Here is a 25529-nt window from a genome sequence, read left to right on the forward strand (position 1 = left end):
CAGAAAAGAGTAAACGATTAACGGGTATCAACATATATGTTACGAATACGCCTTGGGAAGTGGTTCCGATGGAACAAATCCATGATTTTTACTCCCTCCGCTGGCAGATCGGCGTGTCCAGATAAGGACACATTATCTAGTTGGTGAAAGTCCAATCGGGGGAATAGACTCCACTCCCGTAGCCTGAGAGGCGCCATGAAGTGAAAGCGACATGGCGAAGCCCTCTGACATCACATGCAAAAGGCATGTGGGCAAATCTCCAGGTTGTAACGTACAGTGAACGTAGATGTAGCCTCGTTACACGCAATTCCGGTGGCTGAGACGGTCGATAACGTGCGAAAGCAGCAAGAACTGACCGAAACGAGTCTGGAACGGCAGTTCTCACCGGCGGGGTATCAGCGGCGACATGGAGAGAAAGATAATGTGGAAACTGGAGAAGCCCTCGACACCCGATGAAGAAACCTCATCGAGGAGACCGTCTCTATAACCGCGATCGGGAAGTGAGAACGGTAGGTGTCAGGGTGGCGGAACGGATCGTAGTACCAGAGATCTGCGTGCAGCAAAACGCGCGGGGAGGAAAGGGTCCGAACCTGTAAACATTTCGTATGACTAAAGGAGGCAAGGGTGCCATGACAAAAACACCCATCACTTTGCAGGAACTAAGGCAACGAATCTATCGAAAGGCGAAGTCTGAACCTACGCACCGGTTTTGGGGGTTATTTACCCACATTACCAAAATGACAACCCTTCACGAAGCATATCAACAGGCGAGGAAAAACAACGGTGCTCCAGGCATTGATGGAAAAAGTTTTGCTGATATAGAACTAGAAGGAGTTATCCCATTCTTAACGGGTATTCAAGAGGAATTGCAAGCTGGAATATACCGACCACAATCCAATCGAAAAGTAGAAATCCCAAAGGCAAACGGCAAAATGCGAACTCTGCAAATTCCGTGTATACGAGATCGTGTAGTACAAGGAGCGCTAAAACTCATATTAGAAGCAATTTTTGAAGCTGATTTCTGTCCAAACTCGTATGGGTTTCGACCGAAACGCTCTCCACATCAGGCATTGGCAGAAGTACGACGCAGTATATTACGCCGTATGACCATAATAATTGATGTTGATTTGTCACGCTACTTTGATACAATCCGACACAACATATTATTGGAGAAAATCGCGAAACGTGTCCAAGACCCACAGGTTATGCATCTTGTAAAACAGGTAATTAAGGCAGCAGGAAAGATCGGTGTCCCGCAAGGGGGGCCATTTTCTCCACTAGCCGCGAACATTTACCTCAATGAAGTGGATTGGACATTTGATGCCATTCGACGCAAAACAGCTGAGGGCAATTACGAAGCTGTAAACTATCACCGTTTTGCCGACGATATAGTTATCGCTGTAAGCGGACACTCTAGTAAAAGTGGATGGGCTGAACTGGCATTACGACGACTGTGGGAACAGTTAAAGCCTTTGGGAGTTGAACTGAATCTGGAGAAGACTCAGATGATCAATGTCCTAAAAGGAGAATCCTTCGGATTTTTAGGATTTGACCTGAGACGAATACCGAACCGAAATAAGAATGGATTCTTCGTTTTCATGATCCCGAAGAAGAAAGCTCGCACGACAGTGAAAGCAAAAATTCGCGAACTCATTCAAAACGCAGGAGCGAAGCCAGCACAAGACTTAATAAAACAAATCAATGCCGTACTAACTGGATGGGTGAACTACTTCCGGATTGGGAACTCTAGTCAAGCTTTCAGTGAAGTACGTGATTATACGGAGATGAAAATTCGCACATTGTTAACGAGAAGGAAACGAAGACGAAAGCGTAGCATCGGATGGCAGAGATGGAGTAACGAATATCTCTATGGTGTACTGGGGCTCTACTGGGACTGGAAAGTCCTTCCCCTGAAAAGTGCAGAGAGTTTTCGATGAAAGTGTCTGCCATTTGATAGGTCTCATAACCCTTTTGATGAAGTTTATGGGGTGAGCTGCTTGAGGGAAAACCTCACGAGCAGTTCTTATGGGGAGAGGCTGGAAACGGGTCACAATTGATACCGCGCCAGTCTTTTACCCGACAAATTTTATTTAAAACGTGGAAGTCATTCTTTCAAATTCATCATTGTAAAAAGATAAAAGCAGAACGATTAGAGTGCCATTTATATGGTCAATTGATTGCCATTCTACTCTGTTCTTCTATCATGTTTCAAATGCGCCAATTGCTCCTCATGAAGAAAAAACGAGAGCTTAGTGAGTATAAAGCCATATATATGATTAAAGACTATTTTCTTCTTCTATTCCAAACTATACAGAAAAACACCCAAGAGCTATCAAAGGTGTTACTTCGTCTGTTCAATCTTCTACAGCAAAACGGGCGGAAATCTCATCGATATGAGAAAAAAACGGTCTTTGATATATTAGGTGTCGTTTACAATTCTATGTCTGATAATCAAGCCGCTTAATTCAAAAAAGTGAAACCCGGTAGGGTTTATTTCGTATGCAAATCTTTCAATCACCTATACTTGCTCCTTAGAAAAAAGAAACAATCTCGCCTAAAATTGACTTTGCATAAGCTTAACTTGATAGCGATGTGGCGGTACCCCTTATATGAAATACCTTACGTTGTTATAGGCAACGTCAAGCATACAGGCCTAGAAATGGCATCTAAGGGAACATGTACGGATAAGAATATTGGAACGTTGAAAGCCAGTAACTTGGAGGGCTATATCCCTATGAAAAGTTGATAAGGAAAGCAATGAATTCATTGTATAACTTATCTTTATACGGGTGAGAGTGGAGTCACAGTACCAATGAAATGTCTAATCAACATGGAGGGATAGGCTCTAGTCGATTAATAGTTAAAACGAATTAAATAATACGTTATCTATAAGGTTCGAGTATGACTAAGAGAAGTGAAATGCCCCAAAAGGAGCGATTAGCTGACTTATAACAATGGACAAACGTAAAAAGAAACAACGGTTGAGAAATAACGAATACTATCATATGCAGGAAGCCTTTGACGATCTTTATTATTTGAGCTCTAAAAGCTATAAATTCAAGAATTTAATGCAACTTATTACTTGTGACGCAAACATTTTATTGGCTTATCGAAATGTAAAGAAAAATAAAGGTAGCTTCACCAAAGGAACAAACCATACAAATATAATAGATGTTGGGGAACATAATCCAACAAGGCTTATTAATTATGTGAAGAATAGATTAACAAACTTCCAGCCCCACTCTATTAAAAGAATTGAAATCCCGAAGAAAGATGGCACAACAAGACCACTAGGAATTCCAACGATTGAAGATCGTATCATTCAACAGTGTATCAAACAGGTACTGGAACCCATTTGTGAAGCAAAGTTTTATGAACACAGTTATGGATTTAGACCAAACCGTAGTACACATCATGCACTTGCTCGATTTAATCATCTTATCAACAAAGGAAATTTGTATTATTCAGTAGATATTGATATTAAAAGTTTCTTTGACAATGTTAATCATGGCAAATTATTAAAACAAATATGGAGCTTAGGAATCCAATATAAACCTTTATTATCTATTCTTGGTAAAATGTTGAAAGTGAAGATACTGGGCATTGGGACTCCAAATAAAGGCACACCGCAAGGTGGCATTTTATCTCCACTACTCTCTAACATTGTTTTAAATGAATTAGACTGGTGGATATCGTCTCAATGGGAAACGATGATTACAAGAAAAGATTATGGAGAATACAGGACTAATCCGAAAACTGGTAAGAAAACGATACATCGTTCTCATAAATACAGAGCATTAAAACAAAGTAACCTAAAACAGTGCTTTATTGTTCGCTACTGTGACGACTTCAAAATTCTATGTCCTACCTATAATGTGGCAAAAACAGTGTTCTTAGCTAACACAATGTGGCTAAGAGAACGACTTTCCCTAGATATTAACAAAGAAAAGTCAGCAATCACAAACTTAAAGAAAAAAGCGACAGAATTCTTGGGATTCTCAATACAAGCTAAGCCTAAAGCTAATAATTATGTGGCAAAATCACATGTAACAAAATCTGCGATGAAACGAATGCAAAAAGCAGCCAAAACTCAAATTCATAAGATCAAGACCTCGCCTACTGCAAAAGAAGCCAACAGATATAATGCAATGGTATTAGGATGGCATAATTATTATAGATACGCAACTGCCGTCAATCTAGACTTTAAAAAGATACATTTCTCAGTCATCAAAACCTTATACAATCAACTAAACGCTGTTTGTAAAAACAATGGAACTAAATCAAAAACCTTCTTAAAATTTTATGGGAATTACTCGTATAAAATTTATTACGTTGCAAAAATTGGGCTATATCCGTTAGCTGGGGTAACTACAAAAACAGCATGAAGTTTTTCGCAAGATAAATGTAATTTTACACCAGAAGGCCGATTGTTGGTTCATGATAATTTAACAGTAGACTCAGAAATTATACGGTACATTATGCGGAATCCCATTCCTTATCGATCCGTAGAGTATAACGACAACAGACTTTCTCTTTATATTGCACAAAATGGAAAATGTTCTATAACAAAAGAAATCCTTCGGATTGATGAAATGGAAGTCCACCATAAAAAACCAAGAAAGTTTGGTGGAACAGACGTTTACTGCAATTTAACAATAATTCATAAGAATGTACATAAGTTAATCCATGCGGTTAAAAGTGAGACCATAAAATTTTACTTATCGAAACTTAAGTTGGGTAATAAGGAATTAGGAAAAATGAACAAACTACGTTTAGAAGTTGGAAATAACGAAATTATTTTATGAACTATTAATCGAGGGAACGCCGTATGAGGTGAAAATCTCACGTACGGTGTGAGGTGGGGGAAAAGTTGGAGATAATATCAAATTCTTACCTATCACTCATCACAGCAACAAGATTTAGTTCGTCAATTAGATTTATTGAAGAATTTTAATTGTACAGAAATTATTACAGAAAAAATGTCCGGGACTAAAAAAGATAGACCTGAATTAATTAGGTTAAAAGATAAAATTAGAACAGGAGATACCTTAATTGTAGAAAGCTTTTCAAGATTAGGGAGAAGTACTAAGGACTTAATCGAATTAGTTGAGTATTTTGAGCAAAAAGGTGTAAAACTGATCAGTCTGAAAGAAAATTTTGACACAAATACACCACAAGGAAAACTTATGTTAACTGTTTTCCAAGCATTTAGCCAGTTTGAACGAGATCTAATCGTCCAACGGACGAAGGAAGGATTGGAAAGTGCTAGAGCCAGAGGAAGAAAAGGTGGCCGTCCAAGAATAAAAGAAAAATATATCGAAAAAGCCTTAAATCTATATAATTCTAAAGAATATAGTATTAGTGAAATTGTTACAATGACTGGAATTAGTCAAGCAACGTTATATCGATACATAAGAGAAAAAGAAATGAATAGTACAGAAAAACAGAGTGTTGAAAAAGAAAAAACTGCGGAAATTAGAATGTGGCTTAGGGTAGAAAATAATAGTAAATTTGTCAGAGGAAAAAACAAGGTAAGGAAAGAAGTCGAGAAATATTTAAGATATTATTTTAATATGGAAGTGAATTCATCTGGTGAATATGTATTTTATGTTCCTTACAAAGATGTGGATGATTTAACAAAACAGGTTGAAGATATTATTTGCGAGATTGCAAATGATGCTTATAGGAGAAATTGTTTTATTGAAGCAAATACATCTTGTGATGAATTAGACTTATATTGGTAAGATTGTAGATAGACGTCTTATTTTTGATGTAAAATCAAGTTTAATCAAAGATATAGTATGTTCCTTATCATTTAAATGATAAGGAACATACTATATCTTTTTTATTTCATAGCCCTTTTTCTTTATATTTACTCAATTGCTCTATCCAGTCTACATTATGCCAGCCTTCAGGCCGATAAGTAGGCGGAGTTGTATTCCAATCTTTAAAATACAGATTTTCATATTCTTCTTTTGCTAGTCGTTGTTCTCTTGCATTACTTAATAAATTAAATAATTCTGTATTATACTGAATCTCTTCATAAATGACGTCAACAAATTCTTCACGTTTATATCGATTCCAAGGCTTGTTTAATGTCAATATCTGTGCAATTTTAGCTTTAGAGACATACTGCTTTTGTAAAGCAATTAAAATATCTTCTTTTCTCCACATATCAATCACCTAATTCTATAATTGCCTTGATTATCCTCATTTATACATGATGCATCTTTCTATAAATTTACTCCTATTGCCGTTTCTGTTCCGTTACTACACAAACCCCAACATCTATGGCAGCTGCTCACGTTGCAGGTGTTGCCTCATTAATTCTTGAAAAAAATCCTTATTTATCAAATAAGAAAGTTAGAGAGCTTATGAATAAAACCGCTATCCCACTAGGAAATCCTTTTGAATATGGTAATGGTAAGATAAACATAAATGATGCTCTGAAACTGGCGAATTAAACTCCAAATACTAATTTTATAAATCCGATTCCTTAAGATAAGAGTCGGATTTTATTTTACTTTATATATAAGGTGTGTTTGTCCACTTTCCCTTGAAGAAGAATAAGACAAAAAATTTTGTATATTCCGTCTTATTACCCCTTTTCGGGGGATGGGCAAAAACACCCAAGTTATAGTCAATGTATTCATCTAGAAACGTAAAAAAAGACACTATAGAAAGTGTCTTTTTTTACGTTGACATACTATGAAAGAAAATGTAGTGATTAATCATAATTTGTTGGATGCTTCTTGGTTAATTCTAGTATAACATTAAGCTAAGTATTTATACATACAAATTTACATATATTAAGTTTTTTCAAATCAGTGAATTCATCTCAAATATAATTAGGAAAATTACATTTTTCTATATTTAAAACTAAGTTAGTCTAAAAAGGGTTTGATATTCATATCAAACCCTTTTTACTATATGTAATTATTTCACTGCATCTTTTAATTCTTTTCCAGCCTTAAAAGCAGGCGCTTTTGAAGCAGCGATTTGCATTTCTTCACCTGTTTGTGGGTTACGTCCTGTACGTGCAGATCTTTCACGTACTTCAAATGTACCAAATCCAAGAATCTGAACTTTCTCCTCATTTGCTAGCGCCGTTGTAATTGTATCTAATACAGCTTGTGTTGCTGCAGCTGCATCTTTTTGTGTAAGTTCTGCTTTTTCTGCTACTACTTTTGTTAATTCAGTCTTATTCATTTTCTACACCTCGTTATATGTAATTAGGTGACTATTATAACGTGCTTATACTTTTGATGCAATTAGTACCATACCCATAGATTGTTTCCTAGCAGTCTAGCTAAAAAAATGTTATTCCTTCTTAAGACTATTTAAAATATAGTCTGTCAGTTCACTACTATTAAGCCCTTTTTGCTCTTTTAATTCATTCATTTCACTAATGAACGCATTAGTAGAATTAGACTGAAAGAGTAATAGCAGTGAAACTGCCTGATCTAATAGTCTTGTTTTAGGTATATTTGTATCCTTTTTAACGAATTTCCCGAAAGAATTCTCCTTCCTCAAGCGTGTGAAGTGCGTAGTCCAACGGTAGGTGGGAGATGAATTTCGGTTTGGCGTAGCCAAAAGGTTTTCCTTTTTATTTTGCCTCTGATATAATCAGTCTTATAAATGATAAAGGCTGGTATATAAATGAAATTAGATAGTAATAACCATTCAGTATTCTTGTTGCATTATCACCTTGTGTTGGTCGTGAAATACAGAAGAAATGTGTTTGATGATGATATGTCAAACTATGCAAAAGATATGTTTGTTCGACTATCTGAAAACTATAACATCACATTAGTTGAATGGAATCATGATGTAGACCATGTTCATATTTTGTTTAAGGCACACCCTAATACAGAAATGACAAAATTCATCAATGCTTATAAAAGTGCAAGTTCTCGACTTATTAAAAGAGGCTTTCCACAAGTGAAAAAGAAACTTTGGAAAGAGATGTTTTGGTCAAGAAGTTTTTGCTTGCTAACTACTGGTGGTTCGCCAATAGACGTAGTAAAAACATATATTGAAAATCAAAGTGAAAAGTGAGGTGAAATGATATGATAAAGCAGAATAAAGCATATAAATTCCGTTTGTATCCAACAGAAGACCAAGCACATCTTATGCGTAAAACCTTCGATTGTGTACGTTTCGTGTATAATAGAATGTTAGCTGAACGGAAAGAAGCGTATGAAAAACATAAAGATGATAAGGATCAACTAAAAAAACAAAAGCTTCCCACTCCTGCGAAATACAAAGCAGAATTTGAGTGGTTAAAAGAAGTGGATTCATTAGCTTTGGCAAATGCTCAACTAAACTTGCAAACTGCCTATAAAAATTTCTTTCGTGGTCAAAATGACTTCCCAACATTCAAAAGCAAAAAAGACAGAAAGTCTTATACAACGAATGTAGTGAACGGAAATATTATGTTGCTTAACGGTCATATCAAATTGCCAAAACTGAAAATGGTACGTATCAAACAGCATAGAGAAATACCACAAGACCATATAATCAAGTCATGTACGATTTCTATGACACCTACTGGTAAATACTATGTGTCCATTTTGACTGAATACGAAAAAGAGATCGTACAAAAAGAAGTAGAAACAGTTGTTGGATTAGACTTTGCGATGGATCAATTATACGTCAGTTCTGAGGATGAGAGAGCCAATTATCCTAAGTTCTATCGTGAAATGTTAGACCAATTAGCAAAGGCGCAACGAGTATTATCAAGACGTACAAAAGGTTCAGGGCGTTGGAATAAACAACGTATCCGTGTAGCTAAGCTGCATGAAAAAGTAGCAAACCAACGTAAGAACTTCCTTCATCATAAGTCTAAAGAGTTAGCTACTCATTTTGATGTTGTAGCTATTGAAGATCTAAATATGAAGGGAATATCGCAAGCACTTCATTTTGGAAAAAGCGTCGCTGATAATGCTTGGGGTATGTTCACTTCTTTCTTAGCTTATAAACTAAATGAACAAGGCAAGCAGCTCGTGAAAATAGACAAATGGTTTCCTTCCACAAAAACATGTAGCAGTTGTGGAAATGTGAAAAATATGTCATTGTCTGAGCGAGTCTATTCTTGTATATGTGGTGTAAATCTCGATAGAGATTATAACGCAGCTATCAATATCAGAAATGAAGCAATACGCCTATTAGCGTAAGCATAGATAGCAATAAAATAACCCTTGGAACAAGGGAGTTAGCTCGGCTGTCTTAGGACGAATTCGTTAGCTACCAAAAGTAACGACTAACCGAGAAGCCCCCACTTCAAATAGTCCGTTAGGACGTTAAGTGGCGGGTAGTTCACCTCTTATCATATCAATCTTTATTTTTTCTATAGTTACCCTAGCGACGATTATTGTTCTTTGGCTAAAAACTAAGCAGCTTTATGTTCCAGACATAATCAGATTAACCGGAGCAATTATATGTTTAATTAGTTCGGGAATTTTACTTATGTTTAAAGATAAATTTGAACCTACTTATAAAAACTTGACTTCAACAATTGGACAGTACACAGGGACCTCATTGAATATAATAATTTTATGCTTATTAGGATTTTTCTTGCTGATAGCTATTTTTAATGCAATTAGACTATGAACATAAAATAACTAATTTAGGGGGATTTAAATGAATAATTTTAATGATTTGATTAATTTATTTTGGTCTTATTTATGGATAGTGGGTTGTGTATCTACATTACTAATCACTTTGATATTAATGGGACGGATGTTTTTTGGTAAACCAACATATAGAGGGTATTCTAGTAGTAATAAGAAGGCGATGGATGTTGCTTTGTTTTCATCTATTACAAGCAGTAGTGATGCCGGAAAAGATTGAAGAACTTAATTCTATTTGAAATTATTGTTTTAAAAGTAATCAATTTATTAAATATAGACAGATGAAAGGACAGAATACAACATCTACAATAAACTAAGAAGGTAATTCTGAGCAGGAAAATCACAATTATTATTATAGAAACAGAGTAAAAATGTAACGTTTATACTCAACGCTTGAAAAAAACTTTGTTAACTAATTAAAAGGAGCTTTTACATGTTAGAGACTCTTGAAATGAGAAAAAAGCAACACGAAATAAAAATAAAAAAATACAAGAGTACTACAATCCATTTTTGTGGACAATCTCAATTATCTATTTTCTTTATTTCATGATCAGTGATAATTCTCTTTCAGTACATCTATTACTTTCTTTCATTATTGGTTTGATTCTTTGGAGTATAGGTCTAGCCATTAATTTAAAACTCTTTCATGAGTTGAAAGAAAAAAGAAAAATCTTGAATATAGAAACAATAAACGAAATGAAAAATAATAAATATATGAGTCCAGGAAGAAAAGAACGCTATATCACAGATTATAACGCGACGAAAGATGAACTAGAAAAGATAATGATTTACGCTAAATTTATGTTAGAAGCTGAAGAAAGAGAAAATGAAATAAAAGATGACAATAGCAATTTAGATATATAAGTGTAGTGAGAGAAGAATAAAAATATGTCTATAGAACAGTATATAAATCTTCGTGAAGCAGGGAAAGAAATTGAGGAGATTCAAAAACAATATCTGTTAAGTGAAGCTACACTTTTAACTTTAGAACTAGGTTATAAATGTTATGGAAAAAACATTTCATTGCATAAAGCAATTAATCTTATTGATAAAATTGTAGTATTAAATGCAAATGATACCAAGCATACATCCTTTAGTCCATCTGTGATTGATAGCTAGATTGAAGGAGAGAGAGCCATATACCCAAAGGCAAGTTAGATACCTTAATAATATAGTGGAACAAAATCATCGTTTTATCAAGAAGCGTGTGTGCTATGTTGGGATTTAAGTTATATAAAACAGCAACTTCTGTATTGAGTGGTGTAGAAGCCATGCATATGATAAAAAGGGACAAATTGATTTGTAGAATCAGTTTGTCCACCGAGTATTTGAACTTATAGCATAAAATAAGATTCCGTTAGGAATCTACTATCATCCATGTTCTTCTTCATATATTTGCAACAGAACTAATAAAATATTAATATGCTATTTTAAATCTAATTTAGTTATTTTTTATGGGAATTAAAATAATCTTTTGGGACTCTACTTAATGAATCAATTATTTGGCTATTCTCATTAAATTCATATTCTACACCACTAATTTTTACTATTGGTTTATTTGTACCTCGTTGTCCCATTATAAGAGCGGCAGTAGCAGCAAGAAGGTCACAAAAGGTTTCTGTAGATTTCTTCGTCTCATTAGTATTTATGTCGACTACCTCACTGATTCTTAGAGCAGGGACACCATATAGGCCTATAGCAATTTGAGTCGCTCCAAGCTTTTCAATCCGCCCATCACTATCGGTAATTATCACTCCAACTTTAACGTTTAGTCTTTTTTGTAATGTTTCACTAATTTTCTTTGCACTTAGGTCGGGATTCTCTGGTAAAAGCATTACATGCTCAAAATCAATTTTATCTATTCCAGCACTTGTTAAACGCATTCCATTTGGTAACCAAGCTCCAATATAATTATTGTCTATTTCTAACTTACCACCTGAAGGATCACCTGTTTCATCTATTATTTTTTGAATTACTCTAGGATTTTTTCTTGGGATTTTTTCATGTATTTGATTAGCTAAATCACTTGGTTTTATGTTACTAAGATTGATGTCGCGTCCTTCTGCAGTTGAAACTGCTTTTGAAGCTACGCATAGTATATCACCATCTTTTATTTCAAAGCTCGATTTTATGATTGACAAAGCGATAAAATCGCCAATATTGTCACCTATATTAATTTTTGGTATACCTGGAACTGCTTCAACATTGATCTTCATATTTTTACCTCCTCTAATTTTTCCCGTAACTTAATAACAGATTGTTTTGAATAACTGTATTTCTCTTCTTCATTTTTAGCGTGGGTTTCAATACTTATAGTGATATCTTGACTATCTGGAATGTGTTTATTTAGTAGAGATAGAATTTTCGCATAATTAATTACCCCCGTTCCAACAGGTACGTATTTTATAGAAGTACCTACATATATAAAGTCCTTAATATGCAGGTACTCAATATGTGGTGCAATCTTTTCTAGGAACGATTCATCTATATCTTCACCAACTTGGATTAAATTCGCAATATCCAACCAGATTTTAATATTAGTAATATTATTACTATCAATAAATTTAACAAAATCTTCTAAGTGCTTTTTCATATAAATCGTACAAACTGGTTCATTTTCCAATAAAAATGTATGATTATCGTTTATTATTTTTTCGAACAATTTATCTCTGACAAAATTGCTAACCGGATTCTCGACTTTACCTAGGTAGGAGAAGATTCTAATTTTATCAATAGATAATATGTCAGCATATTTTAGAATATTATCCATTAGTTTCTCCTTTTCAGAAAGAGATAAATTAGGGTCTATGCCGAAATTATCATGTATGATAGTCTCGATGGAGTTATTAGTAGTCCATTTAAAAAGTGGACTTGCTATAGAAACAGGGGTAATTCCTGACGATTTTAACTTATTAGCAAAATCTACAATTTCATTTTTATTCATTAGGGAAAGGTTTTTATTATTAATCATGCGTAGTTCACATGTATGTAAATCCATTTCTTTTAAAAAAGTAAAAGATGAATCTATGTTGCTCGAAATCTCATCAAGATTGATAGTTAATTTAGCTTTCATAGAATGGCCTCCGTTAATAATTTGTGGATTTTTATTAGTTCTGAATGTTTTATATCAATATCTTTATCAAACCAAATAGATAATGCTAATATCCCCTGATAGATCATCATCCATAAGCCATCAACTACTTTTGCACCATTATTGGAGAAAAATTGTAATAAGATAGTTTTTACTGGATTGAAGACCGCATCAATAAAGAGTTTTTCCTGCATGCTAACACTTTTTAAAAGGTCAATATTAAAAGGGGCTTTTGCCACATTACCTTTCATACCAGTTGATGTTGTGTTGATAATAATATCAGATTTATCAACTGTCCCTTTTACATCAGAGTAGGGTAGTAGAGTTATTTGTAGTGCTTTCTGTTTATTGAGTAAATCTTGAGTTGAATCACTAATATTTGGATGATCCCTATATAGAACATACACATTATTGCTAATTTTTTTTGCTGCATATATTGCAGCTCTACTAGCACCACCAGTTCCAAAAATACAAACTGTCGGATTATCTTTTTTTGAATTTATTAGTATAGGCTTGTATAAACCAATCCAATCTGTATTATATCCGACGAGTCCATTGCTGTTTATTTTAATTGTATTTACGGCCCCGACATTAACGGCTGTTAAATCTAATTGATCTATAAGTTCCATTACAGATCGCTTATAGGGCAAAGTAACATTTAGTCCTACATATTTCTTTTTTAATAGCAACTCTAATGTATCTTTTAGTTCGTTAGATAATACTTTGATTTTATCATGACGATAATTACAATCAAATTCAGCACTATTAATTAATTCGCTAAACATAATATCAGAAACAGAATGAGCTACTGGGTTACCAATTAATGCAGAATATTTTTCTTTCATATTTGTCTCCTCCTTTTCATTTTTAGAATATTTATTTTTTTTATAATATTGACAACATACACAATTGTTGTATAATAGTCAACAAAATACCGCTTTTAAAGACATTTTTTACAAAAGAATGAAAGAGGTGTAAATTTGTAACTATTTAGAAGGTTAACTGCAATAGACGTCAATTTATATTAGTTATGTATAAAGGAGTAAGTGGTAATGCATCAATTAAATCCCAGTGTATTAATTATGGGCTATGGTAAGATTGGCAAAATTAAGGCAAAGATTTGGAAACAATGTGGTATAAATGTTTTTGTAACTGATGTTACTAAAACACGACTAGAGAGTGCTCAAGCAGATGGTTTTCGTATTGAAAAATCCCCATCAAATATATCGTATAGTTTTGTGGATATTTGTACACCATCTAATACCCATATCGAGGTTTTGAGACGAATAATATCAGATGATGTTAGATTTGATCGTGTTATTATTGAAAAACCTTTGTTTAATAATGCCTATGAAAAACATATATTGTATGAGTTACTTGATAATGATAATTCACTACATGAAAGAATTATTGTTAATGAACAATATTACAGATCAAAAGTAATAAAATGTTTACAAGAAAGACTTTCTAAAGAAAAGATTAAACGGGTGAAAATTACCATGTCCAAAGATAGGAATGCAGATAATAAAAGCGGAAGATTTATAGATAATGATATCGGTGCATATGGTATTGAGTTGCCACATATATTAGCGATACTAGATATACTAGATAAACCAGTTAATCTCATGGCATTGGTAAAAAATATACTATATATTGATTCAGATGATAAAAATAATCAGGGAATCTATATTGAATATGTCACTAAAAATGATACAACAGTAGTTATAAATAGTTTTCTGGGTGATTTTAAAGTATCCCCCGAAAATGAAGTTTCTGATAATTGTTTCATAGATAGATCCTTAGTGATAGAAGGAGAAAACTTTAATCATAGAGTTATTATGGATCCTCATCCCTCAAATGAACGCTTATATGCTGAATTAAAATTTGGAGAAGAATCGATGTTAATTCATGATGATATGTTAAGAGAAAATATATTCAATATTATTAATAATAATATTGCTGAGGGTTGTAAACTAGAATACGCTATACAGCAATCTAAACAAGCAATCCTTTTATTTAACAATGCAAATATTATTCATATTAAAAAGGAGGATAATTATGTCTATAACTATTAATAATGATTTTATTACACCAGATAAATTACAATTCGAGGTAGTAGAAAGAAAAGGATTAGGACATCCTGATACTTTGGCTGATGGGATAGCAGAGGCAGCTGAAATCGAATATTGTAGATATTGCCTTGATAAATTTGGTTATATTCCGCATCATAATTTCGATAAGGTCATGATTGTAGGAGGCCACTGTATACAAAAATATGGTGGTGATAATTTTTCAGATCCAATAAAAGTCATTTTCATGGGACGAGGAAGTAAAAGTTTTGGTGATGAAACAATCCCGCTGGAGGATATACAAATTAAAGCAGCTAAGAAATATTTGTCAAGAGTCTTACCACATTTAGATGTAAATTCTAAGTCAGTAATTGAATTTCGTTCTATAACTAGTTCTCATAGTACACGCCCTTATTGGTTCAACCCTAGAGACAAAAATGATTTACCAGAATACAATAATGAGGGTCCAACTGCAAACGATACAGCAACAATGATTAGTTACTGGCCACTTACAAAGTCAGAAAAGCTAGCACTTGATATAGAAGGATATTTCTACAAAAATAATACTGCTGATTTACCTTATCCAAGATTTACAGAATTTGGTGGCGATATTAAAGTAATGGTAGTTAGAGATGGTGATACTATCGTAGCTACAGTCGCAGTACCACAAATAACAACTATGACAGCAAATGCAGATCAGTATTTTTTGCGTGAAAATAAGTTAAAAGATAACCTGAAAAGGTACATAAAATCTCTATATCCGAATGATGATATTCAATTGATTTTAAATTCCCGTCCACCATATCTAGTTACAGCTGGTTCATGTACAGACTTTGGTGAAGAGGGTGCAGTTGGTAGAGGGAATAAGACTCACGGTATCATTTCAAGTTTCCGTCCTAACACAATGGAAGCCCCGCATGGTAAGAATGCTACATACTTTGTTGGTAAGGTTCTTGGATATCATGCTGATGTCATTTCAAAAAGAATTTATGAAGCAACTGGGGTACCATGTCAAGTTATACTTCGGGCAAATATTGGGGATAAATTATACTCACCTTCAAAAATATTAGTATCCACAGCAAAAAAAGTGGATGAGATAATTATACAGAATATTATTAAAGATGCACTTAATACTGGTGTGGAGACTACTATATCTATTATAAACGAACAGCCATTTATTCCTCGAACTAATGTCATAGATGAGGTGAAGTATGGAAAAGATATATATTGATTCAACGTTAATAAATACAAAGAAAAGAAGCGGACATATAGGTAAGAAAATTATTAATGGATGTGTTGAGATTCAAATTTCATCTGAACGGGATACTATATTTAATAACATTTTATCGATTCAAAAAGAATTGGGATTGAATACACATAACCAAGTAGAAGCAATTAAAATATCGGGATTAATAAATTACATTCAAGATGAAATTACTAGTGTTACTTTCGATTCTGATAATCGCTGCCTATCAGTAAAAGGCCCATTGGAACTATTTGTTGAGGGACGAGCGCTATATTTTTTATCTGAATATATGTCTGAATGCTTACAGGCTTCCTACACAAATAGTTTATTGATACATGCGGCAGCCGTTTATTCAAAAGAAAAAGATAGATCATATTTGATTTTAGGAGAAAAAGGGTCTGGTAAAACAACATTGTCCTTTAGATTATGTCAAGAATTAGGATTAAGTCTTATTGGTAATGACTTAGTTCGTATTGGATATGATGAAAATGGTGAACTTTTTACAAAAGAAGGAAGTCGATGGTTCGATGTAAGAGAGACAGCAGTAAAGGCTGACGATTATATGAATAAGTTAGCTACTATATTATCTGCTAAATCGGCAAATTCATGGAATAATAAAACTAGAATATTACCAGAAGATCATTCTATAGAAACCCATTTTGAGCAATCGAAAATAGATAAAATTTTAAATATTAGAATTGATCCTTATCAAAATTATTTTTCTGTTTCTCCATGGGAAGGGGTACAGAGAAATTTAATACTTCATGAAAAAATAGGTAGGCATATATCTGGTCAGGCTACACCATTTCAAGATGATCAGGGTAATTATCTTGGATCACTACCAAGCATAAATCGTGATAAGGCTTCATTGGTAAGGGATAATATAGTTAAGTGTATGGTCAATACAGGAATAACTGAACTATTTGGTCCGGACAGTAAAGCACTTGCAACCTGGTTTAAGGAAGAAGTACTATGATTGCTATCGGAATTCCAACTTATAATGAAGCAAAAAATATTTCTAAACTTACTCAATTAATTGATTGTGTAGCAGTAAAAATAGGGCTAGAAATAGTTATTATTAATGCAGACAATAACAGTCCAGATAATACGGCCACAATATTTACATCAGTTAAAACATTAAATAAAAAAATATCTGTTGTTACCAAGGAAGTTGGTAAAGGTTTCAATATTAAAGCAATAATTGATATTGTAAATAACCTAGATAATTGTGAAGGTTGCATATTAATTGATGGTGATATTACATCTTTTTCAGAGTCTTGGCTTAAAAAATTTATTGAACTTTTAATAGACAAAGTAGATTTTGTTGTACCTAATTATTCAAGGAGTTTTCAGGAAGGGAACACAACAAATCACTTTGTTTATCCATTAATCAATTACCATACGAACGGCAATTGCCCAAGACAGCCAATCGCTGGTGATTTTGGTTTATCGAAAAATTTCATCAAATTTCTTGTCAATTCTGTGCACTGGCACAAATATTGTTATGGCTATGGTATTGATATATTTCTTACTTTACATGCTGTATATAATAATTTTCGAATAGAGGAGATCAATCTAGATAGAAAAGAACATAACCCTAGTTTCGGGAAAATGGTAGACATGTTTGTTGAAGTTGCGAGTAGTTATTATGAAACCTCCAAAATCATATTTGAAAGTAAAAAGAAAAATGGCATTTTCAATACAGCAGTAATAAAATCTAGTAATCCATCAGTTTTATTTTCTCCTAAAATATTTTTAAGCCAAGAGGAAATATTAAAGAAAAAAGAGGAAGCTAATAAAATATTAGCATCGAAAGAGACAATATTAAATATGAGAAAAGATATTGAAATTAATCCATCAGTTTGGGTGGAAATATTGCTTGCTCATGAGAAAAGGATAGGACAGGTAGATAGTCAATTGCTTGCAAAATCAATATTGCCGTATTATTTGTTACGTGTTGTAGACTATTTACAAAACATTTCTAATGTGAAAGATGCAGAACTTAATATCGAAAAGGAAATTGATTTATTGCAATTACAAAAAAATGAAGCTGTCAAATCAGATGTTGAATTTGATGTAGATTTTATAAACAGTATTTAAATTAAAGATTAATACCTTGTATTTTTTAAAAATTCGAATAACTATCCTTTTCCTTGAAAACTTCATCATACGGACTATTTGACTATCTTATTGTAAGATCCAAATAGTCCGTTCATCACTTTAAAATGATAACATTAAAAATTTGAATTATAGTGCAAATGGTTTATAATTCTTATTCTATTTTAATGGCTTCTATTTGTTGAAAAATGGAGTAATTTCTCTATTTCAAATTAATTTAGAGATGAATTATGAAGCTTAAATTTTTCGATATCGGTATAGTCCCTCCTTCGCTTGTTTGTTGTATCAAAGCTAAATGAACTATTGGGAATGATGAGGAGAATAAATATTGAAATTATTTTTAAGTTGGTAGGAGGGAACATAATGGATCGTTCAAAGAAAAATGGTATATATATGCTTACGGGTAAAACAACAAATAAAATAGGTAATGTAATTTTTGATTATATAAATAATGTATTAATAGCTTCTTTAGGAACAAAGGCTTCTAACCTTTTAGCACTATATCAAAGTTCTGAAATTATTGTAAATATATTGTTTAATATGTTAGGTGGTGTTTTTGCAGATTTAAAAAATAGGAAGAAAATAATTATTATAACAGATTTAACTGCTTCACTAGCAACCTTTCTACTCTATCTTTTTTGGGATAGTAAAAATTCCTTATTTTTAATTATTTTAATAAACATTTTATTGGCGTTATTGTATTCTTTTAATTCCCCTGCATATAAAGCTATTGTTAAAGATATACTGAAAACAGAAGATTTAAATAAATTCAATTCATACTCTAATGCTTTTTCAGAAGTGGTTTCTGTATTGGGTCCTTTAGTTGCTATAAGTACCGTACATTATTTTGGATTTAAGACAGGAATGTTAATTAATAGTATTAGTTTTCTTATTTCTGCTTATTGTGTAAGTAGATTTCAAGTTATAAATTATGTGCAGAAAAAGAAAAAGGGTAAAGAAAAATATATGGTAGTTCTTTCAGATGGTTTTAAATATGTTTTGAAGCAGCGTAATGTTCTTGAATTATTAATTGTATCTTCTTTTATTAATTTTTTTCTAGCAGGATATAATTTCTTTTTACCATATACAAATATTTTTTCTGAAAATCAAGGTATCTATGCATCCATTTTAATTACAGAATCTATAGGGAGTATTGTTGGGGCTCTTTTAAATCGATTTTTTTTAAAAAAAATCGATTTAAAAAGTATACACTATTGTTTATTTTTTATGGGGATTTCGCTTTTATTCCTTGCTTTATTTAGACCCTTTAAGTGGAGTATGTTTTTTTATTTTTTTATTTTTTCAATATCATTAACAATTTATAACATAAAGTTCTTTACTTACATACAAAATACTGTTGATACAGAATTTTTAGGTAGAGTTTTTAGTATTGTATTTACTGTCGCGGTTTTATTTATGCCAATAGGTTCGTTCTTTTTTGCCAACTTTACTACACCTAGTTGGAATGCGTTTGGATTTATTGGGACTGGCATACTATTTTTATTTTTAATACTTCTAATAAAAATGAAAATGTTTAAAAATAAGGAGGAGAAATGATGTTTTTTTTAGAAAAATTGAGTTATTATTCAAAAAACACTCCGGATAAAATAGCAATTTTTGATGGTGCAGAAGTATACACATATAGAGATGTTGAAGACATTACAAACTATTTTGCAAATAAACTATTAAAATCAATTGGTGAGAATAATAGAGTTTTGGTTAAATTACCTCACGGAGCAAATGTTATTTTCGCAATAATTTCTATTATTAAATCTGGAAATAGTTATGTTCCTGTTAGCAATACAATCTCAAATGAGAAAATAAAAGATATTATTATAGGAACAAAAGCAAGTGCAATTATTAGCGATAACTCGGAGTTAACTTTACCAAGCGAGATTTCTAGGTTTAATACGCCAGATGAATGTTTAAGTGAAGAGATAAGAAATTCTGATTGTTTTATGAGCAATAATTTTAAAATTATTGCTTCAGAAAAAGAAGTGTATGTATTACATACTTCTGGTAGTACAGGAAAGCCAAAAGGAGTAAAGGTTATTGGGAAAAATCTCGACTATATTTTAGAAAATCTCCAAAGATTATTTCCTGTAAATAAGGAATCAGTATACCTTTTCTCCACTCCATATACTTTCGATGTATCTATTTCTGAAATTTTAGGGTGGATTATTGGAGGTGGATCAGTTTGTTGTCTAGATTTAAGCTCTTTAGAAGTCTACAGGAAGTTCCCATCCTTAATTAATAAGTATGGTGTTACACATATGGCAGCATCTCCTTCCGCATTTAATACAATTCTAGATTCAATGGACATGAATGATTTGCAATTAATGAATAATTCTATGAAATATGTTGTAATAGCTGGAGAAAGATTTAATCCTATTATTCAACACAAATGGATTCAAAATAACATGAATTTTAAATTGTTCAATGCATATGGTCCGACAGAGACGACAATATATGCAACTTGTTTTGAACTCCCGAAAATTGCGATGGATGATATTCCAATTGGCCAACCACTAGATGGTGTGAAAATTGAAATTCAACCTATCGATGACTCAAATTTAGGAATTCTTTTGATAGGGGGAGATGGAGTAACAGCTGGATATACAGATGAATCCTTAAATAAAGAGAGGTTTGTAGTAATTAATGGGGAAAAATATTACAATACTGGCGATGTAGTTTCATGTAATAAAGATCAACTATACTACCATGGAAGAAATGATAGTCAAATACAAATTAACGGTATACGTGTAGAATTAGGTGAAATTGAATATTTACTTGAAAAAATACATGGGGTTCAACAAGCGGTTGTTTTATTTTATCAGGATAAATTGCTTGCATTTATCCTGAGTTCTAATTTAACAATTCATGATATGAAAAAAATGGCTACTTCAGTACTTGAAAGGTATATGTTTCCAAATGATTATCATATCATCAAGACGTTTCCATTGACCGAAAATAATAAAGTTGACCGAAAATCTTTATTATTTTCTTATGAAGAGAGTAAGAAATCGGAAAAACTAATCATTAGTAAGGATATGACAGAATTTGAAGAGGTTTTAAGAGATAAAGTCGCTCTAATACTTAATTTACCAAAAGAGTTAATTGGAAAAGATAGTGATTTCTTTGAGTTAGGTGGAGATTCCCTAGATGTATTTCAATTACTTTTAAAATTAGAAGAAATGTATGAAACAGAGCTTTCTTTGGAGTTAATTTATACTAATCGAACATTATCTAGGATTGCTTCCGAAGTTTCAAAATTATTAACAACAGAAAGAGAAGAAGTTTTTGAAGAAAAGCTACATGAGGAAGACTTTAAGCTCATGGAAAAAGAAATCAACGGTTATTTATTAAATGATGAATATCAAACTACTTATAGCTTTGAAACTATACACTCACAACGGGTTTACTATTTTGATAATTTTAAGAGTTCAGTTTCCTTTGATTATAGGGTAGATACTTCATACGATAAGGAAACAGTAATAAAAGCAATTAAAACTATTATTAATAGCAATGATTTGATGAGAGCTATGTTAAGGGAAAGTGATTCCAGATTAGAATTTAAAATTTTAAATTCCATTGATAGTTTTCCTATATTTACATTAAATCGAAATGTTGAAAAAAAATCATTTATCCAAAAAATCGAATCAATAGGAGAAAACTTGGTGTATAAGGCTCGCAATAATGGTGGGTTACTCGGTTTTTTAGCCTTACTAATAGATAAATCAGGGTATACAATAGTTGGTGTGTTAGATCATACTATTGCTGATATCTCATGTATTAATATAATTAAAAAAATGATTGGTGAGGAACTAAATGGCTATTCAAGTAAAGAAAAGGCAAGTTATAATGATTTCTGTTATGAGGTTAGAGAATATAATACAATTGATAGCTTAAAAAATAATGCATATCATAATAATTTACTTGCTATAAGCAAAAATGTGAATGATGTCAACTTAAATAAGCTAAGTAAAAGTTTAAAATGTTATGAAATAGATTATCCTAGCCAAGGTGATTCTTTTCGGATTATAAATTTTCTTTCATATGTTATAGGAAAAAGATTATTAGAAATCGTAGATCGAGAACAAATTGTAATAAAATCAGTCATTAACGGGCGAGAAAATAAGCTTTTTGATTTTTCAACCACAATCGGTGATTTTCATGGTAGTTTATATTTAATTTATTCAAAAGATGAAAACTATGAACAATTTACGAATAAATCTGAGGGGATATTCGGAAAATACTACACTACCCACCCATACAGACCAGGGTATGCGTTTGGTTCAAATTACCCAAGTAAAACAAAAGAACAAAAAAAACTTAAAGATCAGTGGAATTCGATTTCAAATACCTCAATAAATTATATTGGAGAAGTATCAGATTACGAAAAGAGCTCTTATTATGATACAATCAGCAATGTCTTTGATAACTTGGAAAAAATACAAGATTTAATTTATGTTACAGCTTTTAGTAATAATAATAAATTAACGGTATTCTTAAATAAAAATTTAGGCCAACTAAATTTCCTTGAAAAATTGTACTATCCAACTTTCATTTAAAAGAGAAACAGTATGTTACCTTATATTTTTGGAAATTGAAAACAGGTTATTATTGTAGCTATCACAAATACTAAAAAGTTAAATCAATCAATAATAGACAACACTAACTCTAGTATTATATTAATTTATGATTAATCAACGCTGACTGTATTTCCTTGAGACTCTAATAAGACAGGTTTATTATTAATATAGAAAATAAAGTTGGATTTAAATACTATAAAAAATATATAGAATTAAGGAGATTGGGATATAAAACAAAAAGATATTGAGGGTGTGCTTATTGTGAAAATTACAATAGCAGGAATAGGATACGTAGGACTATCTAATGCGATTTTATTGTCTCAAAATAACGAAGTTATAGCATTTGATATTATTCAAAAAAAAGTAGATATGATAAATGATAAAAAATCTCCTATTTTAGATGATGAAATTGAGAAATTTTTAGCAACAAAAGAATTAAATTTAATTGCAACTACCGATAGTTACAAAGCATTTAAGGATGCTGATTATTTAATTATTGCAACGCCAACAGATTATGATCCAGAAAAAAATTCTTTTAATACAAGGACCGTTGAAACTGTAATTGCTAAAATCTTAACAATTAATCCAGAAGCTATAATGATAATTAAATCAACTGTACCCGTAGGCTATACAGAAAAAGTAAAGCGAAAGTTTAAAACAAGTAATATTATTTTTTCACCAGAATTTTTAAGAGAGGGTAACGCTTTATATGATAACTTATATCCTTCACGTATAATTGTTGGTGAACAGTCTAGTAGGGCTAAAGTATTTGCTGACTTGTTAGTAGAAGGAGCTGCTAAGAAAGATATTCCTGTCTTATTTACAAACTCAACTGAAGCAGAAGCGATTAAATTGTTTGCTAACACATATTTAGCAATGAGAGTGGCTTTTTTTAATGAATTAGATTCATATGCAGAAGTAAGAGGATTACACACAAAACAAATTATCGATGGGATTGGATTAGATAATAGAATTGGGAATCATTACAACAATCCATCATTTGGTTATGGTGGATATTGTTTGCCAAAAGACACAAAACAACTATTGGTAAACTATGAGAATATCCCCAATAATATAATGACAGCAATTGTTGCTGCAAATAGAACGAGAAAAGATCATATTGCAGAAATGATTATAAAGAGAAAACCTAAGGTTGTGGGTATATATCGATTAACCATGAAAATGAATTCAGATAATTTTAGACAATCAGCTGTTCAAGGAATTATGAGGCGTATTAAAGAAAAGGGCATTGAAGTAGTTATATATGAACCTACTTTTCACGGGAAAGCATTTTATAATTCTAGGGTTATTAATAACTTTGAAGAATTTAAAAAGATAAGTGATGTAATTGTAGCTAATAGATTATCTGATGAATTATGTGACCTAACTGATAAAGTTTATACTAGGGACCTATTTAGTCGAGATTAGAAGTGCATCTGTTACAAAGTTTAAAAAAGCAAAGTTGAGTTGTATGAGTGAGGTTCTATAGTAAATCCCCTAAAAAGATAGTAGGAGAATTTTTAAAAAATGATATAATATACGAGGGTAGCATAATGCGAAGAAAATATTATTTATATTAACAAGTATCGTTTTGACGGTAGGAATTGTTTACACCGCTGCTGGTAGTAAAGAGCAACCAAGCAATTTAGTAAAAATGAATCAGAACAATTATTAGCTAAAATGGATTAACCCTTAAATAATTCGAATGCGATTATCTCAATAGAGGCAATCGCATTTGTTGTTTTTAGAGATATTTCCTAAATTGAACTTTTAAACCTTAAAATCGAGCTTCTTCCTAATTATATACTTACTAAAATAATGAATTTCCTATATCTATTGTGGCCAAGTTTTGGCGTCTTGTACGTTCCCTTAAATAACGTTCTGTCGTCATAATAGATTCATGTCCTAAATAGTCACGTATTTTCTTAAGCTCAACACCTTTTCCCATCAAATGATTTGCAAAGAAGTGTCTGCAGGTATGGGGAGTAATTCTATCTTTTCGGTAACGTAGAAATGGTAAGTTTGTTTCTTCAATTTTTTCTGCTACATATTTTGATAAATAGTCGGCTCTATAATGAGAGCCATTCGCTTTAGGTAGAAAAGCAGATATGCTAGAGGCGTCCAATTGACTTGTTTGTTTACGCAATTGACGAAGACGACAGATATCATCAAGTACATCCTCAAAGATACGGACTTCTCTAGTTTTATTTCCCTTTCCAACTACACGTAGAAGATAAACATTTAAAGAAGAGTGGAATGCAAGGTCAGCCCACTTTGTATTTGCGACTTCCTCAATCCGGAGTCCAGTAGTTGTAAGAAGAAAAAACAAGGAATACATAAAGAAATTCGTTTTCTTCAGTGTATCTAGAATTTCGTTCACTTCTTCTGGAAAGAGATCACGATTGATTAGCTCTTCTTTTCTTACCGATACTTTTTTGAGACGACTACTAAAGTTGTCAGAAAGTCCATTGTTATCATACACATATTTTAAAAACTGCTGAACCACTGTTTTCTTTCGACGTAATGTGGTGGCCGCATACTTCTTACTTAGTTGATAGAAGTAGATTTCCATCTCATTATGGGATAATTCCTTAATGGTTCCGATTGATTCTTTTATATAACGAAGAAAATGAGAAAGATCATGCAGATAAAGTTTTTTTGTTCGTTCACTGTAAATGTCAAGATAAACATGTACATTTTCGCTTGTTTAAGCATGTACAAAATCAATCATTTTCTTTGCTAAAATGATCTTTAATTCGATAGGATTGTCCTACAATACTG

The 25529-nt window shown here is 32.2% G+C and carries 21 protein-coding genes and 4 pseudogenes; 19 read left to right on the top strand and 6 right to left on the bottom strand.

Annotation, left to right across the window (positions count from 1 at the left end; translation table 11 throughout):
* Positions 1-629 precede the first annotated feature (629 nt).
* The 5 genes and pseudogenes from ltrA (ACS2CR_RS27305) (at position 630) to ACS2CR_RS27325 (ending at position 5744) form a co-directional block, all read left to right on the top strand.
* The gene (ltrA, locus tag ACS2CR_RS27305) at positions 630-1937 is read left to right on the top strand and encodes a group II intron reverse transcriptase/maturase (RefSeq protein ID WP_000169374.1); all 1308 of its coding nucleotides are present in this window, start codon (positions 630-632) and stop codon (positions 1935-1937) included.
* 143 nt (positions 1938-2080) lie between these two features.
* Positions 2081-2464: pseudogene (locus ACS2CR_RS27310) on the top strand (IS4 family transposase); the annotation flags it as partial.
* 490 nt (positions 2465-2954) lie between these two features.
* Entirely contained in the window at positions 2955-4385 is a 1431-nt protein-coding gene (gene ltrA, locus ACS2CR_RS27315) for a group II intron reverse transcriptase/maturase (RefSeq protein ID WP_308217983.1), read from the top strand.
* 42 nt (positions 4386-4427) lie between these two features.
* Positions 4428-4805, top strand: coding sequence for an HNH endonuclease signature motif containing protein (locus ACS2CR_RS27320; RefSeq protein ID WP_308217984.1), 378 nt, complete (start codon positions 4428-4430; stop codon positions 4803-4805).
* 81 nt (positions 4806-4886) lie between these two features.
* On the top strand, positions 4887-5744 hold the full coding sequence (locus ACS2CR_RS27325) for a recombinase family protein (protein WP_081097649.1): 858 nt from the start codon (positions 4887-4889) through the stop codon (positions 5742-5744).
* 106 nt (positions 5745-5850) lie between these two features.
* Here the strand turns inward: ACS2CR_RS27325 and ACS2CR_RS27330 are convergent, their stop codons facing one another.
* Entirely contained in the window at positions 5851-6174 is a 324-nt protein-coding gene (locus ACS2CR_RS27330) for a hypothetical protein (protein ID WP_060852707.1), read from the bottom strand.
* Positions 6175-6239: 65 nt separating this feature from the next.
* On the opposite strand from ACS2CR_RS27330, the gene ACS2CR_RS27335 reads away from it, so the two are divergent.
* Positions 6240-6464 (top strand): S8 family serine peptidase, encoded by a 225-nt coding sequence (locus tag ACS2CR_RS27335; RefSeq protein WP_269449988.1) that lies wholly within the window; start codon positions 6240-6242, stop codon positions 6462-6464.
* Positions 6465-6936: 472 nt separating this feature from the next.
* Here the strand turns inward: ACS2CR_RS27335 and ACS2CR_RS27340 are convergent, their stop codons facing one another.
* Positions 6937-7209 (bottom strand): HU family DNA-binding protein, encoded by a 273-nt coding sequence (locus ACS2CR_RS27340; RefSeq protein ID WP_001043946.1) that lies wholly within the window; start codon positions 7207-7209, stop codon positions 6937-6939.
* 450 nt (positions 7210-7659) lie between these two features.
* Between ACS2CR_RS27340 and tnpA the strand changes: the two genes are divergently transcribed.
* The 6 genes and pseudogenes from tnpA to ACS2CR_RS27370 all read left to right on the top strand — a co-directional run.
* Positions 7660-8058, top strand: coding sequence for an IS200/IS605 family transposase (gene tnpA, locus ACS2CR_RS27345; protein ID WP_015413263.1), 399 nt, complete (start codon positions 7660-7662; stop codon positions 8056-8058).
* Positions 8059-8069: 11 nt separating this feature from the next.
* Positions 8070-9176 carry an RNA-guided endonuclease TnpB family protein gene (locus ACS2CR_RS27350; RefSeq protein ID WP_000595411.1) on the top strand — a complete coding sequence of 369 codons (1107 nt, stop codon included), beginning with the start codon at positions 8070-8072 and terminating at the stop codon, positions 9174-9176.
* A 466-nt stretch (positions 9177-9642) separates the two neighbouring features.
* Entirely contained in the window at positions 9643-9852 is a 210-nt protein-coding gene (locus ACS2CR_RS27355) for a hypothetical protein (protein ID WP_048520037.1), read from the top strand.
* Positions 9853-10065: 213 nt separating this feature from the next.
* Positions 10066-10496 (top strand): annotated as a pseudogene (locus tag ACS2CR_RS27360) (LapA family protein).
* A 24-nt stretch (positions 10497-10520) separates the two neighbouring features.
* Complete coding sequence (locus ACS2CR_RS27365) at positions 10521-10751, top strand: hypothetical protein (protein ID WP_000021282.1); 231 nt, start codon at positions 10521-10523, stop codon at positions 10749-10751.
* A gap of 28 nt (positions 10752-10779) precedes the next feature.
* A pseudogene (locus tag ACS2CR_RS27370) lies at positions 10780-10972 on the top strand (DDE-type integrase/transposase/recombinase); the annotation flags it as partial.
* 105 nt (positions 10973-11077) lie between these two features.
* Here ACS2CR_RS27370 and ACS2CR_RS27375 read toward each other — a convergent pair.
* Genes ACS2CR_RS27375 through ACS2CR_RS27385 form a run of 3 tightly spaced genes read right to left on the bottom strand, consistent with a single transcriptional unit; the run spans position 11078 to position 13568 of the window.
* Positions 11078-11848, bottom strand: coding sequence for a coenzyme F420-0:L-glutamate ligase (locus ACS2CR_RS27375; RefSeq protein ID WP_000700965.1), 771 nt, complete (start codon positions 11846-11848; stop codon positions 11078-11080).
* Complete coding sequence (locus ACS2CR_RS27380) at positions 11845-12705, bottom strand: sugar phosphate isomerase/epimerase family protein (protein WP_000644939.1); 861 nt, start codon at positions 12703-12705, stop codon at positions 11845-11847. Before ACS2CR_RS27380 ends, ACS2CR_RS27375 begins: the two co-directional genes overlap by 4 nt.
* The gene (locus ACS2CR_RS27385; protein ID WP_000660942.1) at positions 12702-13568 is read right to left on the bottom strand and encodes a shikimate dehydrogenase; all 867 of its coding nucleotides are present in this window, start codon (positions 13566-13568) and stop codon (positions 12702-12704) included. The genes ACS2CR_RS27380 and ACS2CR_RS27385 overlap by 4 nt, the downstream gene beginning before the upstream one ends.
* A gap of 207 nt (positions 13569-13775) precedes the next feature.
* Between ACS2CR_RS27385 and ACS2CR_RS27390 the strand changes: the two genes are divergently transcribed.
* The 7 genes from ACS2CR_RS27390 (at position 13776) to ACS2CR_RS27420 (ending at position 24176) form a co-directional block, all read left to right on the top strand.
* Positions 13776-14798: a Gfo/Idh/MocA family oxidoreductase gene (locus ACS2CR_RS27390; RefSeq protein WP_060852706.1), complete on the top strand. Its 1023-nt coding sequence runs from the start codon at positions 13776-13778 to the stop codon at positions 14796-14798.
* Positions 14782-16023 (top strand): methionine adenosyltransferase, encoded by a 1242-nt coding sequence (locus ACS2CR_RS27395; RefSeq protein ID WP_000028781.1) that lies wholly within the window; start codon positions 14782-14784, stop codon positions 16021-16023. Before ACS2CR_RS27390 ends, ACS2CR_RS27395 begins: the two co-directional genes overlap by 17 nt.
* A complete protein-coding gene (locus ACS2CR_RS27400) occupies positions 16004-17014 on the top strand; it encodes a hypothetical protein (RefSeq protein WP_000412005.1) in 1011 nt (336 codons plus the stop codon). The genes ACS2CR_RS27395 and ACS2CR_RS27400 overlap by 20 nt, the downstream gene beginning before the upstream one ends.
* A complete protein-coding gene (locus ACS2CR_RS27405; protein ID WP_000560325.1) occupies positions 17011-18138 on the top strand; it encodes a glycosyltransferase family 2 protein in 1128 nt (375 codons plus the stop codon). Before ACS2CR_RS27400 ends, ACS2CR_RS27405 begins: the two co-directional genes overlap by 4 nt.
* Positions 18139-18519: 381 nt before the next feature.
* Positions 18520-19713 (top strand): MFS transporter, encoded by a 1194-nt coding sequence (locus tag ACS2CR_RS27410; RefSeq protein ID WP_000376150.1) that lies wholly within the window; start codon positions 18520-18522, stop codon positions 19711-19713.
* Complete coding sequence (locus tag ACS2CR_RS27415) at positions 19713-22727, top strand: non-ribosomal peptide synthetase (protein WP_000465667.1); 3015 nt, start codon at positions 19713-19715, stop codon at positions 22725-22727. Before ACS2CR_RS27410 ends, ACS2CR_RS27415 begins: the two co-directional genes overlap by 1 nt.
* 282 nt (positions 22728-23009) lie before the next feature.
* Positions 23010-24176, top strand: coding sequence for a nucleotide sugar dehydrogenase (locus ACS2CR_RS27420; protein WP_000704745.1), 1167 nt, complete (start codon positions 23010-23012; stop codon positions 24174-24176).
* Between the two features lie 382 nt (positions 24177-24558).
* Here ACS2CR_RS27420 and ACS2CR_RS27425 read toward each other — a convergent pair.
* Positions 24559-25419: pseudogene (locus ACS2CR_RS27425) on the bottom strand (tyrosine-type recombinase/integrase); the annotation flags it as partial.
* Positions 25420-25529 lie beyond the last annotated feature (110 nt).

Origin of the sequence: Bacillus cereus group sp. BceL291, from assembly GCF_051776705.1 — a bacterium.
Classification (GTDB): Bacteria; Bacillota; Bacilli; order Bacillales; family Bacillaceae_G; genus Bacillus_A; species Bacillus_A cereus.